Below are 15,885 nucleotides of genomic sequence, written 5' to 3'. Positions count from 1 at the left end.
GCACCTGCGCCTGCCGGGCCTTAAGGGGTTCGGCAGGCAAGAAAAGTCAACATCCGGATCCGCTCTGGAGTATCAGTTCCCGGGAAGACGACGCTCCCTCCAGCTTGTCTTCGGCACCGCGTCGCCAATGGCGATGCTGAAGGAGGTCACTTCTGTCGCCTCTTCATTGACGACGCATTTGAAATCGACGTCGTACCAATTCGCTTTGCTCTGATAGGCTCCGCCGCTCGCGTCCATCCGGTTCTTCGAGATGAAGCCGCCTTTCGGTCCGAAGGGCACCAGCCCTTCCGGCGGGGTATCCGGTCGTTGGCTGCGGATCTGCTCCAGCGCCTCGAGATTGCACAGTTGCAGGATGCGCCTCTTGACCGGCAGGTTGATCAGCGCCTGTTTCACCCGCGGGTCAGCAATCGACTTTGCCGAGTACAGTTCTTTTGCTTCGGTCATCTTGCTCGGAACCGGCTTGAGTTCGACCTTTGCCGCAGCATCGGCCGGCTTTGCCTTTGCGGTCTCCTGTTCCGACTTGACCTCCTGCGGCTTGGCCTGAGGCGTTTCTTTTGGCTCAGGCTTCGCCTCGGCCACCGTCGAGGCGGCTTTTTCATCCGCCTTCTGTGTGGCGTTCTCGGATGACTTTGCGGGCACAGCCAGAGCCGACAGGGGTTTCGGCTCTTTCACCGGTTCCTTCTTCTCCGCCGGGGGCACCTTTGGCGGCTCGTCCGCTGGCTTTGCCTTGTCGTCCACCGCCTTTGCCGGCTCGGACGTTTCGGTCTTTTTTACCGTGTCCCGTGCAGCCGGCGGCAGCTCGGCCTCCTTGTTGTCCTGCTTGGTCTTGGCCATGGCGGAGGCGAAGGACTGCGGTAACTGCTGCGCCGGCCTGGGTTCCGGCTTCGACTTCGGCTCTGGCTTCGGTTGGGGCTTGGGCTTGGCTTGCGGCTTCGGTTGCTCGGCCTTCTTCTCTTCGCCCTTTTTCGGCCCTGCCTTCTTCTGTTCGGCCTTTTTCTCCTCCTTCGCCTCAGGGGGAGGAACGAGCTCAACGTTGACGGTCTGCTCTTTCGGAGGTTTCGGCAGTTCGAGCGGCAGATCGAACAACAGCAGAAAAACGACGATGAGATGCAGGGCGACCGATGTCGGCGCGCCCCATCCTACCCGTTTCCACCATTTTTCCGCAAAGAGCCGCATCGCCAACGAGATAAACCAATCGATCGGCGGAACCTAGGAACTTCCGCCGATCTCAACAAGAGGTACAGCCCTGGAGTGCACCGGGAGGCCCGGTCGCGCAGCTTCAGGCGAGCGGACCGCGCCGCCACGCGCGCAAGCCAACCACCCGCTTGTCAAAAACGTTCCCGGCGAAAACGAGGCGGCGAAATCTGTTTCGGGCCGCGCGTCAATTTCGCACAAAAATACCTATTATATAATTTCTATAGATTTAATTATTTCAGCACGCATCGGGCGCTTCTGCCGTGGATGCGCAGTGACATTCCTTTATGGCTTGGGGGCCTTCATGCAGCGACATTTCACTCACCGAAAACTTTTCACAAAAGCCTTTGCCGCGACGGCAGCGCTGGCGGCCGGCCTCATCGCCACGTCAGCGCTTGCCGGCGAAACGCTCGACAAGATCAAGGCGCGCGGCGTGATCAAGGTCGGCGTCGGTACCACGCCGGGTTTCTTCTCGCCCGATAGCAGCGGCCGCTGGCAGGGCTTCTTCGTCGATTTCGGCCGCGCCATCGCGATCACCGTCTTCAACGACGCCGAAAAGGTCGAGTTCACCAACTCCTCGCCGCAGCAGCGCCTGCCGGCGCTGCAGTCCGGAGAGTTCGACATCCTGCTTTCGGGCGTGACCCAGACCGTCAGCCGCGCCTTCAAGCTTGGCTTCCATTTCGGTCCTGTCGTTTTCTACGATGGCCAGGGCCTGCTGGTTCGCAAGGATCTTGGCGTCAGCAAGGGCGAGGAACTCGACGGCGCGACCATCGGCGTCCAGAGCGGCACGACCGGCGAGCTCAACATCGCCGACTTCTTCCGCAAGACGGGCAAGGCCTTCACGCCGGTCACGATCGAAGAAACCGGCGAGTTCCTGAAGGCGCTCGACAGCGGCCGTGTCGATGCGCTCACCCAGGACGCGACCGACCTTGCCGCTAAGCGCACGCAGCTTTCGAAGCCCGACGATTACGTGCTTCTGCCGGAGCGTCTGTCGAAGGAACCGCTGGCGCCGGCAATTCGCGCCGGTGACGACCAGTGGCTCGAAATCGTCAACTGGACCGTCTATGCGACGATCCAGGCCGAGGAATTCGGCATCACCAAGGACAATGTCGATACGTTCCTGAAGAGCGAGGACCCTGCGATCAAACGCTTCCTCGGCGTCGATCCCTCGCTTGGGGAAGCGATCGGCCTTGATCCGAAGTTCGCCTACAACATCGTCAAGACCGTCGGCAATTACGGCGAAATCTTCGAGCGCAACGTCGGCAAGGGCACGGCCCTTAACTTCGAACGCGGCTACAACCAGCCTTGGACCGCGGGCGGCCTCCTCTACTCGCCGCCGTTCCGCTGAGCCGCTTCATGGTTTTTCCCATGACACGCCATAGCCGACCGGGCCCTTCGGGGCCCGGACCTGTCTCGCGGCTGCGCACCTGGATCGGGCCGCTGCCACTGCTGCAAGGCCTGCTTTTCGTCGTCGTGCTCCTGCTCTTCGCATGCCTGGGTCAGAACACCGCCGACAGCATGCACCGCATGGGGCTGACGCCGGGCTTCGCCTTTCTCTCTCACCAGGCGAACTTCGAGATCGGCGAGAGTCTGCTCTCCTATTCCGCCGGCGACAGCTATGCCCGCGCGCTTGGCGCCGGCATTGCCAACACGATCAAGGTCGCGGTCGTCGGCTGCCTGCTTGCAACCGTGCTCGGCGTTGCGCTCGGCATCGCGCGACTCTCGGGCAACCTGCTGCTGGCCAGCTTCGTTCACTCCTATGTCGAGCTTTTGCGCAACACGCCGTTGTTGCTGCAACTCTTTCTCTGGAGCGCCATCATCCACGCGCTGCCGCCGCCGCGCGGCGCCTATTCTTTCCTCGGCAGCATCTATCTCAGCAATCGTGGCGTCTATCTTCCCTCGCTTTCGGTCGAAGGCTTGCCAGCGGTGGTCTGGCTTTCGGTGGTGGTGCTGGCTGTCCTCGCCGCGCTCGTCCTGTGCCGTCGCCTGTTTGCAGGCTCAGCCTTCTATCTGCCGAAGTCGGCCGGTGCTGCGCTCGGGGCGCTTGCCCTCTGCTACCTCACCCTCACCTCCCTAGGTTTCGCGGCCTCTGTCGAAATCCCCGCCAAGGGCGGCTTCAACATTCGCGGCGGCCTGTCGCTGACACCCGAGTTCGCAGCCCTGCTGATCGGCCTCGTCGTCAATGCCTCGGCCTCGATCTCCGAGATCGTGCGCAGCGGCATCCAGTCGGTAAAATCGGGTCAATGGGAGGCGGCCCGGGCGCTCGGGCTGAAACCCGCTCAGATCCTGCGCCTCGTCGTGCTGCCGCAGGCGCTTCGGGTGATTACGCCGCTAATGATTTCCAGCTTCCTGGATCTGACCAAGAATTCAAGCCTCGCGGTCGCGATCGGCTACCCGGACCTCGTCAGCGTCGCCAACACGACGGCGAATACGACAGGACAGGCGCTGGAGGCGATCATTATCATCGCCGCCGTCTACCTGACCATCAGCCTTGCGGTTTCGGCCGTCATGAACCTCTACAACCGCCGCGTGGTTCTGCGCGAGGAAGGAAAGCGATGAGCCAGATCGAACTTGCGCCGCCCGTCGCGCCCGACTGGCACCGTTGGCGCGACGGCCTCTTCAGCGGCTGGGCCAATGGCCTCGTCACGCTTGCCACGCTCGCGGCGATGCTCTGGCTCGCACTTCCCTTTTTCCGCTGGGCCGTCGTCGATGCCGTGTGGTCCGGCACGTCGGCCGATTGCGCAACAGAGACGGCCGGCGCCTGCTGGGCCTTCGTCGGTGCCAAGTTTCGATTCATGCTCTTCGCCTTCTTTCCGCCCCCGCTGCAATGGCGACCGGCGTTGGTGCTCACTCTCATCACGGCGCTGCTCACGGTCTCTGCCCTTCCCCGCTTCTGGAGCTTCCGCCTGGTACCGGTCTGGCTGCTGGCCCTTGTCGTGATCTGGCTGCTGATGGCGGGCACAGCCGGCATGGAACCGGTGTCGACCAATCATTGGGGCGGATTGCCGATCACGCTCACCGTCTCGATCGCCGGCCTCGCCTTCGCCTTCCCGATCGCGCTGCTGCTGGCGCTTGCCCGCCAATCGGACATGGGCATCGTGCGGTGCCTGGCAATTGCCTTCATCGAGGTGCTACGCGGCGTGCCGATGATCGCCGTTCTCTATGTCGCCATGCTGATCGTGCCGATGGCGCTGCCAAGCGGTGCTGCCATCGACAAGCTGCTGCGCGCCCAGATCGGCGTTACCCTGTTCTTCTCGGCTTATCTCGCCGAAGTCATCCGCGCCGGCCTGCAGGTGATCCCCTCCGGGCAGAAGGAGGCGGCCTTATCCCTTGGCCTCAGCCGGATCCAGATGCTGCGGCTGGTCGTGTTGCCGCAGGCGCTCATTGCCGTCATCCCGGCAATCGTCAACCTCTCGATCGGCATCGTGCTCAACACCTCGCTGCTCGCCGTCATCGGCATCTACGATCTCCTGAATGCCGCCAAGACTTCGGCGACCGACCCGATCTGGCTCGGCTTCTACAGCGAGGCCTATATCTTTGCGGCGCTGGTCTATTTCGCAATCTGCTTCACCGGTTCGCGCTACAGCCTCTGGCTCGAGCGGAAGCTCAACGCTTCCAATCGCCGCTGAGCGCACGTCGCGCGGGGTTGCGCGCCGCGCGCCGCCGGGCCAAGAGTGCGGCGACATGGAATCTGTGACCGGGCAAGCGCATGGGACAAAAGAACATCGCCATTGTGGGCGGCGGGCCAAGCGGGCTGATGGCGGCGCAGGGGTTGGCGGAGCGCGGCCACGCGATCACCGTCTACGACAACATGCCAACGGTCGCGCGCAAGTTCCTGCTCGCCGGAAAATCCGGCCTGAACATTACCCATGCCGAACCCTACGCCGTCTTTGCCGAACGCTTCGGTGACGCCTCGCCGCGGCTGCGCGCGGCGCTCGATGCCTTCACGCCCGACGAGATAAGGCAATGGGCGGCAGATCTCGGAACCGAAACCTTCGTCGGCTCGTCGGGGCGTGTGTTTCCGGAGGTCATGAAGGCGTCGCCGTTGCTGCGCGCTTGGCTCAAATCGCTGGAAGGTCGTGGGGTCCGGACCCTGACCCGACATCGTTGGACAGGCTTTGAGGGCAACGAGCTCGCCTTCGACACACCTGATGGCAAAAAGCTTGTGAGTGCCGATGCGACATTGCTCGCACTCGGCGGCGCGAGCTATCCCCGCCTCGGATCGGACGCCGGCTGGCTCCCTTGGCTGCAGGAGAAAGGTGTGGCCGTCGCCAGTTTCCAACCCGCCAATAGCGGCTTCGACGTCAACTGGAGCGAAACCTTCCGCGACCGCTTCTCGGGTGCCGCCCTCAAGGGTGTCACCGCCACATCCGCGGCCGGGACGGTTCCTGGTGAATTCGTCGTTTCGAGGAACGGCATCGAAGGCAGCCTTGTCTACGCCCATGCGGCCGCCCTCAGAGATCGGCTGGCGCGCGGCGAAGAGGCCGACCTGGTGGTCGATCTCACGCCGGGAAGAAGCGTTGCGAGACTGGAAAAGGACCTTGGCCGCCTCGACAGCAAGACCAGCTTCTCAAACCGCCTGCGCAAGGGAGCCGGGCTCGAAGGCGTGAAGGCCTCCCTGTTGCGCGAACTGGCGCCCGGAGCCGCCCGGATGGGTCCACCTGATCTCGCTGCCTTGATCAGGGCGCTGCCGATACCGCTGTTGCGCCCGCGGCCGATCGCCGAAGCTATCTCTTCGGCAGGCGGAGTTCAGTGGGATTCGATCGACGAAAGCTACATGCTGAAGGCACTGCCCGGCACCTTCGTTGCGGGAGAGATGATCGACTGGGAAGCGCCGACCGGGGGCTATTTGCTGACCGCCTGCTTCGCCACCGGCCGTGCCGCCGCCCGCGGCATCGACCGCTGGCTCAGCCGATAGATCGATAGACTTTCGCCGCACCCGGTAAAGGCGCGCGGCGAAAGGACTTGAAGGCGCCTTCAACAGGGGCGGCTTACTGGTCGTTCAGCACCAGACCCTTGGTCAGTTCCAGCGCCTGGCGCTCGAAGAGACCGCGGTAGATGCCGCCGTCGAGGCGGATCAGCGCGTCATGCGTGCCCTCTTCGGCGATCCGCCCATGATCGAACACCAGCAGCCGGTCGAGCGCCCGCACCGTCGACAGCCGGTGGGCGATCACCAGCGTCGTGCGTCCGAGCATCAGCCGCTCCATCGCCTGCTGGATCAGCACCTCCGATTCCGAGTCGAGGCTCGAGGTCGCCTCGTCGAGGATCAGGATCGGTGCGTCCGCCAGGAACGCACGGGCGATGGCGATGCGCTGCCGCTCGCCGCCCGAGAGCTTTACCCCGCGTTCGCCCACCAGTGTGCCGTAGCCCTTCGGCAGGGACGTGATGAAGTCGTGGGCGCTCGCGAGCTTCGCCGCCTTCTCGATCTCGCTCTGCGTGGCGTCCGGTCGCGCATAGGCGATATTCTCCGCCAGAGAGCGATGGAACAGGATTGGCTCCTGCTGGACGATCGCGATCTGCTGACGCAGCGACGTCTGCGCCACCGAAGCGATGTCCTGACCGTCGATCCGGATCTGCCCGGATTTCAGGTCGTGCAGACGCTGGATCAGCTTGACGAAGGTCGTCTTGCCCGAGCCCGAATGCCCGACAAGACCGACGCGCTCGCCCTCCCGGATCGTCACCGAGAACCGATCATAGAGCGGCTTGCGGTGTGCACCGTAGTGGAACGTGACATCCCTAAACTCGATGCGACCATCGGTGATCCGGATCGGCTTGGCGTCCGCCTTGTCCTCAATGCCGAGCGGCTGGCCATGGATGTCGACGAGCTCCTCCATGTCGTTGATCGAGCGCTGCAGGTTGCGGATATGCTGCCCGACTTCACGCAGGTAACCCTGCAGGATGAAGAACGAGGTGAGCACGAAGGTGATGTCACCGGCCGTTGCCTGCCCGCGCGACCATAATAGCAGTGCAAAGCCGATCACCGCCGCGCGCAGGATGAGCAGCATGGCCCCTTGCGTCGTGCCGTTGGTCGTGCCGCGTATCCAGGTGCGGCGCGTGCGGTCCCGCCACTTCGCAAGGACCTTGGCAAGACGTGCGTCCTCACGGCCTTCGGCGCCGAAACCCTTGACGACGATGTTGCAGCTCACCGCGTCGGCCAGCGCACCGCCGAGTTTTGTATCCCATCGGTTGGCAAGGCTCGCCATCGGCGCGACATAGCCAAGCGACAGGAGGATCGTCACGACGATGAAGACGATCGAGCCGATGCCGATGATGACGCCCATCATCGGCCAGTAGAACGACATCAGTACCGTCGAACCGACGAGCATCACGACGGACGGGAAGAGCGCGACCAGCAACGTGTCGTTCAACAGGTCGAGTGCCCACATGCCGCGCGTCACTTTGCGCACCGTCGAACCGGCAAAGCTGTTGGCGTGCCAGTCGGTCGAAAAGCGCTGGATGCGGTAGAACGCTGCCGACGCGATGTCGGCCATCATTTTGAGCGTCAGATCGGTGACGCCCAGGAAGGTGAAGTGCCTGAGTATGATCGCGCCCAGCGAGAGCGCCATCAGCATCCAGAATGCCGCGATCGCCGCATTCCAGGCAAGCTGATCGGCTGCCCCACCGGAGACGATGGCGTCGACAAGCCGGCCGGAATAGAGCGGCGTCAGGACGTCGGCGAGCGTCGACAGCAGAACCATGCCAAGGATGACGCTGATCCGCAGCGGCTGCCGCTTCCAATGGACCCAAGTAAAACCAAGAACGCTGCGGAACGCACCGCCGCGCAGATCGAAACGAGTAAAAGCCATAACGATTGCCCGATGCCCGTGCATCGGCCTCAAAACTGATTTAAAACGGAGTATGCCGAAAAAAGGAACCCAGCTTCCGATGCGGCATCATTGGTTTGGCAGCGTCCTCCGGGGAGGAAGGGCCATGGTCAGCGAAACGAACTCCGACCTGAAAAGACGGAAAGGCGAAGGTGCCCTTCTGCGTCCAGCTCAGAACTGTACGCCGCCCCGTAGGGAGAAAGAAAAAGCTGGCATCTTTTGAAACCTCCCTGATTGGTTGCCGGATGACGACCTATAGGCGAATCGGGCGCAACCGCCAAGTGCAGAAATCTTGCCATGGCGCCAATCGTCGCGGCTGCGGCCGGTTTGCAACAGTCGCTGGACGCAGATCGCGAACGTCGAGAACGCCGCGCCCTGCCGCGCGGCGTTCCAATCCTCGAGCAAGGTCAGCCCTTGCAATGCTCGGCGTGAGCCTTAGAAGCTCACCTTGAGCTTGGCGTTGACGCCGTGGTCGGAGACGCCCGACGCAATCTGCCCGGTGTAGTTGACGCCGAAGGTCGCGGCAGTTCGACGTCGCGATCATCTCCGTCAGCGGCATAGACCAGGACGGCGACGTCGGCGACGACGACCATGCCGAAGTCGCCGCCGTCTCGGCCGCCATGCAGCAAGCCGCGCGCGTGATCCTGGCGGTCGACAGCAGCAAGTTCGGCCGGCGCGCGCCGGTGCGCCTTGCCTCGCTTGCCGATATCGATGCGCTTGTGACCGATGAATTGCCGGACGGGCGTCTCGTCGCCTTGCTGCGCGAACATGGTGTCAGCATTCACTGCTAGCCGTGCCCCGTAGCTTGTCAGGTTTCCAGACGGGGGCTTGAAACTCTTACGGCGGCACCACACATAGACGTCAACGGATTGCCCGTGGAGCCCGAGGGATAACCGAAGGCTCCCGGCACGGCTCGCGCGAAAACGCTGACCACGGATGTACTGGCAGTGTGACGCAGCGAACGGGAAAAGGTCGGCCTTGCCGGCCTTTTTTGTTTGCGCCACCGCTTCGGCCCGATCGGAGGCTGGCCGGCGCTGCTACCAGCGGACGGCCAAACGCGCGCCAATGGCTCCAAGCAGCGTCAGGCCAAGGACCGCGATCGTGTACCAGGTCGCAACGAAGAGCGGCGAGTCATCGGGGCAGTGGGCCGCATAGAATGTCGCAGCGATGCCTCCGGCGGCAAGCCCCGCCAGCGCACCGGAAAACGCCGGCCGCGATGGTGCGCCGTGGCGCAGCGCCAGCAGGAAGAGCGCAAGGGGCGCCAAGCCGATCAGAGGAATGAAGGTCAGGCAAAGCAGGCTGTTGGTGCCGATCAGTTTTGCAGCCCAAGTATCAGACGGCAGGGCGATCAGCTCCAGCGCGACACCAACGAGCACCAGAACCGGCGCAATGCAGAGATAGGGCAGCAGCTTGCGCAACTCGGCTTCGGGCCAGGCGGCGACCCGCATCGCGGCAAAGGCCGCCGCCGCCAACGCAATGGTGACCACGAACTTGAACAGGAAGCGCAGCGTCTCGACAGCGGCGGCGATATCCGGCCGCGGCCCGAGCATCATGAAGAAGACGAGCCCGGCGAGCACGAGCGCCCCGCTTGCGGCGCCCAGCCACACGGTGTTCATGGACAATCCGGGCCGCCGGGTATCCGCTGCAAGAGCCTTGATGAGATCGTTCGTGTCCATGTCAGCTTCGTCCAAATCGGCGGGCGATTGCCGCAAGGCCGCGGTGAAGCGCCACGCGAACCGCCGTTTCGTTCATATCCAGTCTCTGCGCCGTTTCGGCGACCGTGCAGCCTTCGATCGAGATCGCGTTGACGACCGACCGTTGCCCGGGTGCGAGGCCCTCCAGCGCCCGGCCGATCTCCCAATCGCGAGCCTTTTCGGTTTCGACGCTCGCAAGAGTTTCTTCATATTCCTCGATGCCCACCGTCGGGCGGCGGGCCTGCCGCCGGACGGCATCGACGAATTTGTGCCTGGCGATCGCATGGAGCCAAGGGATAACAGGCGCATCGTCTCGCCAGGTATGACGCTTGACGTGCACCGCCAGCAGCGCCTCCTGGACGATATCCTCCGCATCGACGCCGCCGCCCACGGTCCACCGCCGCGCCCAACCGCGGATCACAGGCGCTGCATCGCGCAGGAAGTCGCCATAGGCCTTCTCGTCACCGGCCACGGCCTGGCGAAGCAGTCTTGCGAGATGTTCGTCGTCCGCGCCGCTCACCCGCGCCTTTCCTCCCCATTCGCTGATTCCAGGCGTTTGTTACACACTCATCCCAAATTCGCATGGGCAGCGCTGTCAAGCCGGCTGACATCATCGTGACCGCTCGCGAACGCATCACGAAAGCGTGTTGCCAACGTTATGTAACGTCCCCTGTCTCCGCGACGAAAGACCTGATGTGCGCCTGAGACAGGACGCACGGGATGAGTTCAACACGGAGATAGAATGATGTCCATGAAGTCCACGATCAGCAGCGCAATGCTCGCAAGCGCGGTTGCCGCCGCACTGTCGACGCTCGCGACCGCGGCACCGCTCACCGAAGCACAGGTCAAGAGCGCGATGGATGCGGGCAAGGAAAAGTGCTTCGGCGTCGCCCTCAAGGGTCACAACGATTGCGCCGCCGGACCGGGCACGACCTGCCAGGCCACGTCCACGGTCGACTATCAGGGCAACGCCTGGAAGTTCGTCGATGGCGGTACCTGCACAACCATGGAATTGCCTGACGGCCGCAAGGGTTCGCCGCAGCCGCTCGCCCGCGACATGCCGTCCTGATCCATCACAGAGCTGAACGGGAGCGGGCAACCGCTTCCCGTTCCGCACGGACGTTCACCAAACGGTGGTGAGCCAAGGCATGCAATCGCCCGCCACCGAACCCCACACGGGCATGGAACAGGATTGGCGATGAGCACTTCAACAGGATACGGCGGCCGGTTTGCCTTGGTGAGCCAGCGTCTGCCGAAACATGGAATCGTCGGGCTGGCGGGAACCAGCTTCAAGCACCAGCACCTGCCGGCGATCCTTGCCGACGATGCGCCGGGCGGTTTCTTCGAGGTTCACGCGGAAAACTACATGGGTGCCGGGGGCGCGCCGCATGCAGCACTTGCCCGGATCCGCGAGGACTTTCCAGTCTCGCTGCACGGCGTCTGCATGTCGATCGGCGGGCCGCAACCGCTGGACCAGACGCATCTCGCCCGGTTCAAGGACCTGATCGAACGCTACGAACCGGCCCTCGTCTCCGAGCATCTCGCTTGGTCGACCCACGAAACCACCTCCTACAACGACCTCTTGCCGCTGCCCTACACCGAGGCGACCGCCGCTCGCGTCGCCGATCATATCGACGAGGTCCAGGAGACGATCGGCCGCCGGCTGCTGCTCGAAAATCCCTCAACCTATGTCACCTTCCGGGAATCGACGATGAACGAGACGGCGTTCATTCGCGAACTGGTAAGACGCACCGGTTGCGGGCTGCTGCTCGACGTCAACAACGTCTTCGTCTCGGCCACCAACCAGGGTTACTCCGCGCTCGACTATCTCGGGGACTTTCCGCTGAAGCATGTCGGTGAGATCCATCTCGCCGGGCATGCGGAACAGCAGGACGACGAGGGCGAGTTGTTGCTGATCGACAGCCATAACGGGCCGGTCGCCGATGCCGTCTGGAAACTCTATGAGCTGGTCATCGCCCGGACCGGCCCCATCCCGACGCTGATCGAATGGGACAGCGCCATTCCCGACTGGCCGGTGCTGAAGCGCGAGGCCACGGCCGCACAACGGATCCTCGACCGCCATGCGCAGGTGACGTCACGGGAGAAGTTCCGTGCAAGCGCCTAGCAGAATACCCACCGCGCCCGTTGGCGCCGCCGGCAGTTATGTCGCCCGCTTCGTGCCGCCGCTTCTTGATCCGGAACAGCAGACGCCGGCGCTGGTCTCCGGCCCGAACGGCAAGGCGGCGGTCAAGCGCTTCAACGTCTACCGCAACAACGTCACCGTCAGCCTGATCGAGGCGCTGGCGGCGACCTTTCCGGCGACTGAGCGTATCACCGGCGAAACCTTCTTTCGCGCCATGGCGCGTTTTCATGTGCGAGAAACGCCACCGACCTCGCCGCTGCTCTTCGAGTACGGCCGGGACTTTCCCGATTTCATTGCCCGCTATGAGTACGGGCAATCGATGCCCTGGCTTGCCGATGTGGCGCGGATCGAACGCGCCTGGCTCGATGCCTATCACGCCGCCGATAGGCCGGCGCTGACGCCCGATGCTCTCGCCGCCGTTCCGCCGAACCGGCTCGGCGACGCCGTCTTCGAGGCGCACCCGGCGACCCGGATCGTCCGTTCCGACTATCCGGCCGTAACCATCTTTGCCGTCAACCGGGCGAGCGGACCGGTCGACCGCATCGAGACCTTGGCGCCGGAAAGCGCGCTGATCACCCGCCCGGAACTGGAGGTGGCTGTCCGCAACCTCACACCCGGAGCCGACATTCTGCTCGTCCGGTTGCTGTCTGGCGTTCCCCTGGCCACGGCGGCAACGGAAGCAGCAAGCCAGTATCCCTCGCTCGACCTTGCCGCCGTCATCGCAACGGCGCTCGAGGCCGGCGCCTTTTCGGCCATTCATTACGGAGGATGAAACCATGATGTCCGCATCCAGCTCCCGAAACAGCGTCAATGCCACCGACCTGTCGCACTGGGCCCGCCGTGCGAACCGGGCGGTCGGCGCGCTCGCTCCTCTCTGGCTCGCGCAACTCGTCCTGCGCTTTGGCCTGGCGGTGCCGTTCTTCCGGTCCGGCATGAGCAAGTGGGACGGCTTCCTACAGTTGAACGACGTCGCCGTGCTGCTCTTCAGGTCGGAGTTCCAGCTGCATCTTCCCGGCGGGCCCTACCCCTATCCGGCGCCAGCCGCCATGGCCTTTACCGCGGGTTCGGCCGAGATCCTTCTGCCGATCCTGCTGGTGTTCGGTCTGGCAACCCGCTTTGCCGCACTCGGCCTGCTGGTGATGACCGCAGTGGTACAGCTGACCGTGCCGGATGGCTGGCCCATCCACATCACCTGGGCGGCGATGGCACTCGGCCTCATGGCCTCCGGTCCCGGCAAGCTGTCACTTGACCACCTGCTCTGCGCCTGGCGCGGAGACCCCTACAAAAGCTGAGCCCATTCCGGCGCCCGCATCACCTGCGTGCGCCAAACCTGATCCCCACGGCAGCATCGACGGCGGCGTGCGAATATCATCGCACGCCACCGTCGCGGTTTTCAAGATTCGCAGACATTAAGTCCAATATAGACATTTTAGTCTACACGTGATTTAAGGGCGGTTCCTGAAGAAAGGGAAGGCCGTGAACCCCGAACTCCGCCCGCATATCCTAGTCTGCGACGCGATTGCCTTGCTGTTCCAGCCCTATGCCGAAGTCGTGCTGCACGATCTCGCAACCGAAACCGTCATCCATATCGCAGGGAATTTCTCCAAGCGGGAAATCGGCGAACCCTCGCTGCTCAGCGAGATCGGTTTCAAGGAAGCGGACGGGATCATCGGCCCCTACGAGAAGGTCAATTGGGACGGCCGCTCGATCAAGTCGATCAGCGCCGTGCTGCGCGATATGACCAACAAGGCGATCGGTGTGCTCTGCATCAACGCCGATGTCTCAGACTTCCACGCGGCGCTCCGCACGCTCAACGCGCTTGTCCGCGTGCCGGTCACCGACAAGCCGGAGAGCCTGTTCAAGGAGGACTGGCACGAGCGCGTCAACGAGTATGTCCAGCAATGGACGGCGTCCCGCAGGCTGACGATCTCGGCCATGAGCCGGACCGACAAGCAGGCGCTGGTGATCGCCCTTTCCTCCGATGGTGCCTTCGGCGGCAAGAACGCCGCCTCCTACATCTCCCGCATCCTCGGCATGGGCCGGGCGACCGTCTACAAATATCTGAGCGGGGGCAGCGCACCATGATCGTCATCGACCGCGAAAAACTCGCGAGCCTGCCCTTGCTGACACTCGCGGCCCCGGCGATCAGCGACGCCTATATTGCCGTGACCGATGGCCGCGCCAACCTGCCGCCGGTCAGCTACCTGCCGCTCAACGGCCGCAATGCCGATTGCCATATCAAGTACGGCTACATCGAAGGCGATCCGATCTTCGTCGTGAAGATCGCGTCCGGTTTCTATGACAACCCGACCAGGGGGCTGCCATCCAGCAACGGCATGATGGTTGCAATCTCCGCCGAGACCGGAGACGTGGTCGCGGTGCTCGACGACAAGGGCTTGCTGACCGATCTGCGCACCGGCATCGGCGGTGCCATCGCGACCATGGCCTTGTGGCGCAGCGACACCCGCTCGGTCGGGATCGTCGGCACCGGCACGCAGGCGCGTATCCAGATCCGCGCGCTCGCCGCGCTCTCGGATCGAAAACTTCATTTCACCGTCTGGGGACGGTCACCGGAAAAGATAGCCGCAGTACGAGCCGATCTTGCGGACCTTGATCTTTCCATCGAGGCGACAACCGACTTGGAAGCGCTGTGCCGCCAATCCGATGCGATCGTGACGACGACACCCTCGAAAGAGCCGCTGATCCGGTCGGACTGGATAGCTCCCGGCACGCACATCACCGCCATGGGTGCGGATGCGCCGGGCAAGCAGGAGCTCGACATCGCGCTCGTTGCCCGCGCCGATCGGCTTTTCGTCGATCTCTCCGAGCAATGCCTAGATCACGGCGAATTCTCCGCCGCTGCGCGGGCAGGATCGATCGGCGAAGGCCACTGCGTGGCGCTCGGTGCAGTGCTTTCCGGTGCAACACAAGGCCGAGGCTCGGACCAGGACATCACCATCGCCGACCTGACGGGGATCGCGACGCAGGACATCGCCATCGCCCGAACCGTCCTCGATGAACTCGGCCTGCTCGGGCGTATGGAAGGAACAACACCGTGAACACCAATATCTTCGAAACAGCAGCTCGCTCCGTCCAGGCGCGCCAGCGCATTCGTCCGTTCATCTATGAGACGCCGCTGATCCCCTCGCGCGCAGTCGGACGGCAAACATCCTCGACTGTGCTGTTCAAGGCGGAGAACCTGCAGCTGACCGGCTCCTTCAAGATCCGAGGTGCCATCAGCAAGATGACGTCGCTGCCGCGGGATCAGCGGGTGATTACCGCCTCCTCCGGCAACCACGGCATCGGTGCTGCCCATGCGGCAAGCGCGATCGGTCAGAAGCTGACCGTCGTCTTGCCCGAGATCGTCAAGGCGGCGAAGCTCGAACGCATCCGCTCCTATGGCATCGATGTCATTCTCCACGGCGGCGAAACAGGGCTCGCCGAACAGGAAGCCCAGCGGCTGGCCGCATCGGACAAGCGTGTCTACGTCTCGCCTTACAACGATCGTGAGATCATCGCCGGACAGGGAACCATTGCGCTCGAACTGCTGGAACAGGCCGAACGCATCGACAATGTCTTCGTCGCCATGGGCGGCGGCGGGCTGATCAGCGGCATCGGCTCGGTGCTGAAGAGTTTCAGCCCGCACACCCGCGTCATCGGCGTTTCCGCCGCGAACTCGGCGGCGCTCGCCGTGTCGATGAGAGCCGGCCGCGTCGTCGAAACCGATCATCTCGACACGCTCGCCGAAGCGGTCGCCGGTGGTCTCGATGAAGACAGCGTGACGCTTGGGCTATCGATGGCCGTCATCGATGAGGTCGTGACCTGCACGGAAGCGGAGATCGAAGCGTCGATGCGCGACCTGCTTCTGGACGAGCATATGCTGGTCGAAGGGGCTGCAGCCCTCGCGCTCGCCGGCTTCCGCCAGGTCGCCGAAAAATACGCCGGCCAGACCAATGTCGTGCTGCTCTGCGGCGGCAATGTCGATGGCGCGAGCATGCTGCCTACATTGCTTCGCTAGGCGACGACCAGC

Annotated in this window: 16 protein-coding genes; 12 read left to right on the top strand and 4 right to left on the bottom strand. The window is 63.6% G+C overall.

Going from position 1 to position 15,885, the window contains the following annotated elements; genetic code table 11:
* Positions 1–72: 72 nt before the first annotated feature.
* Positions 73–1,176, bottom strand: a complete 1,104-nt coding sequence (locus IB265_RS33660; protein WP_063891504.1) for a DUF930 domain-containing protein — start codon at positions 1,174–1,176, stop codon at positions 73–75.
* Positions 1,177–1,498: 322 nt separating this feature from the next.
* On the opposite strand from IB265_RS33660, the gene IB265_RS33655 reads away from it, so the two are divergent.
* From IB265_RS33655 to IB265_RS33640, 4 genes are all read left to right on the top strand, one after another.
* The gene (locus IB265_RS33655) at positions 1,499–2,542 is read left to right on the top strand and encodes an amino acid ABC transporter substrate-binding protein (RefSeq protein WP_057255473.1); all 1,044 of its coding nucleotides are present in this window, start codon (positions 1,499–1,501) and stop codon (positions 2,540–2,542) included.
* A 20-nt stretch (positions 2,543–2,562) separates the two neighbouring features.
* A complete protein-coding gene (locus IB265_RS33650) occupies positions 2,563–3,753 on the top strand; it encodes an amino acid ABC transporter permease (RefSeq protein WP_192495988.1) in 1,191 nt (396 codons plus the stop codon).
* Positions 3,750–4,823, top strand: a complete 1,074-nt coding sequence (locus IB265_RS33645; protein WP_057255472.1) for an amino acid ABC transporter permease — start codon at positions 3,750–3,752, stop codon at positions 4,821–4,823. The genes IB265_RS33650 and IB265_RS33645 overlap by 4 nt, the downstream gene beginning before the upstream one ends.
* A gap of 80 nt (positions 4,824–4,903) precedes the next feature.
* A complete protein-coding gene (locus IB265_RS33640; protein ID WP_057255471.1) occupies positions 4,904–6,112 on the top strand; it encodes a TIGR03862 family flavoprotein in 1,209 nt (402 codons plus the stop codon).
* A 73-nt stretch (positions 6,113–6,185) separates the two neighbouring features.
* Here IB265_RS33640 and IB265_RS33635 read toward each other — a convergent pair whose 3' ends face one another.
* Entirely contained in the window at positions 6,186–8,000 is a 1,815-nt protein-coding gene (locus IB265_RS33635) for an ABC transporter ATP-binding protein (RefSeq protein ID WP_112994089.1), read from the bottom strand.
* Between the two features lie 557 nt (positions 8,001–8,557).
* Between IB265_RS33635 and IB265_RS33630 the strand changes: the two genes are divergently transcribed.
* Positions 8,558–8,809, top strand: a complete 252-nt coding sequence (locus IB265_RS33630) for a DeoR/GlpR family DNA-binding transcription regulator (RefSeq protein WP_082616260.1) — start codon at positions 8,558–8,560, stop codon at positions 8,807–8,809.
* Between the two features lie 246 nt (positions 8,810–9,055).
* Here IB265_RS33630 and IB265_RS33625 read toward each other — a convergent pair whose 3' ends face one another.
* Together IB265_RS33625 and IB265_RS33620 are read right to left on the bottom strand one after the other, a co-directional pair.
* Positions 9,056–9,694 (bottom strand): NrsF family protein, encoded by a 639-nt coding sequence (locus IB265_RS33625; protein ID WP_112994088.1) that lies wholly within the window; start codon positions 9,692–9,694, stop codon positions 9,056–9,058.
* Position 9,695: 1 nt separating this feature from the next.
* Positions 9,696–10,232 (bottom strand): sigma-70 family RNA polymerase sigma factor, encoded by a 537-nt coding sequence (locus tag IB265_RS33620; protein ID WP_112994087.1) that lies wholly within the window; start codon positions 10,230–10,232, stop codon positions 9,696–9,698.
* 225 nt (positions 10,233–10,457) lie between these two features.
* Between IB265_RS33620 and IB265_RS33615 the strand changes: the two genes are divergently transcribed.
* From IB265_RS33615 to IB265_RS33585, 7 genes are all read left to right on the top strand, one after another.
* Positions 10,458–10,781, top strand: a complete 324-nt coding sequence (locus tag IB265_RS33615) for a DUF2282 domain-containing protein (RefSeq protein ID WP_058323170.1) — start codon at positions 10,458–10,460, stop codon at positions 10,779–10,781.
* A 129-nt stretch (positions 10,782–10,910) separates the two neighbouring features.
* Positions 10,911–11,837 carry a DUF692 family multinuclear iron-containing protein gene (locus tag IB265_RS33610; protein ID WP_192495987.1) on the top strand — a complete coding sequence of 309 codons (927 nt, stop codon included), beginning with the start codon at positions 10,911–10,913 and terminating at the stop codon, positions 11,835–11,837.
* The gene (locus IB265_RS33605) at positions 11,824–12,627 is read left to right on the top strand and encodes a putative DNA-binding domain-containing protein (protein ID WP_375293106.1); all 804 of its coding nucleotides are present in this window, start codon (positions 11,824–11,826) and stop codon (positions 12,625–12,627) included. The genes IB265_RS33610 and IB265_RS33605 overlap by 14 nt, the downstream gene beginning before the upstream one ends.
* A gap of 7 nt (positions 12,628–12,634) precedes the next feature.
* Positions 12,635–13,147 carry a DoxX family protein gene (locus IB265_RS33600; protein ID WP_112994115.1) on the top strand — a complete coding sequence of 171 codons (513 nt, stop codon included), beginning with the start codon at positions 12,635–12,637 and terminating at the stop codon, positions 13,145–13,147.
* Between the two features lie 184 nt (positions 13,148–13,331).
* Positions 13,332–13,940 (top strand): transcriptional regulator, encoded by a 609-nt coding sequence (locus IB265_RS33595; RefSeq protein ID WP_112994085.1) that lies wholly within the window; start codon positions 13,332–13,334, stop codon positions 13,938–13,940.
* Positions 13,937–14,914 (top strand): ornithine cyclodeaminase family protein, encoded by a 978-nt coding sequence (locus IB265_RS33590; RefSeq protein WP_112994084.1) that lies wholly within the window; start codon positions 13,937–13,939, stop codon positions 14,912–14,914. The genes IB265_RS33595 and IB265_RS33590 overlap by 4 nt, the downstream gene beginning before the upstream one ends.
* Positions 14,911–15,873, top strand: a complete 963-nt coding sequence (locus IB265_RS33585; protein WP_113132978.1) for a pyridoxal-phosphate dependent enzyme — start codon at positions 14,911–14,913, stop codon at positions 15,871–15,873. The genes IB265_RS33590 and IB265_RS33585 overlap by 4 nt, the downstream gene beginning before the upstream one ends.
* Positions 15,874–15,885: the final 12 nt, after the last annotated feature.

Source organism: Ensifer sp. ENS10 (genome assembly GCF_014852025.1).
Taxonomy (GTDB): domain Bacteria; phylum Pseudomonadota; class Alphaproteobacteria; order Rhizobiales; family Rhizobiaceae; genus Ensifer.
This window is presented reverse-complemented; position numbering and strand designations above follow the sequence as displayed.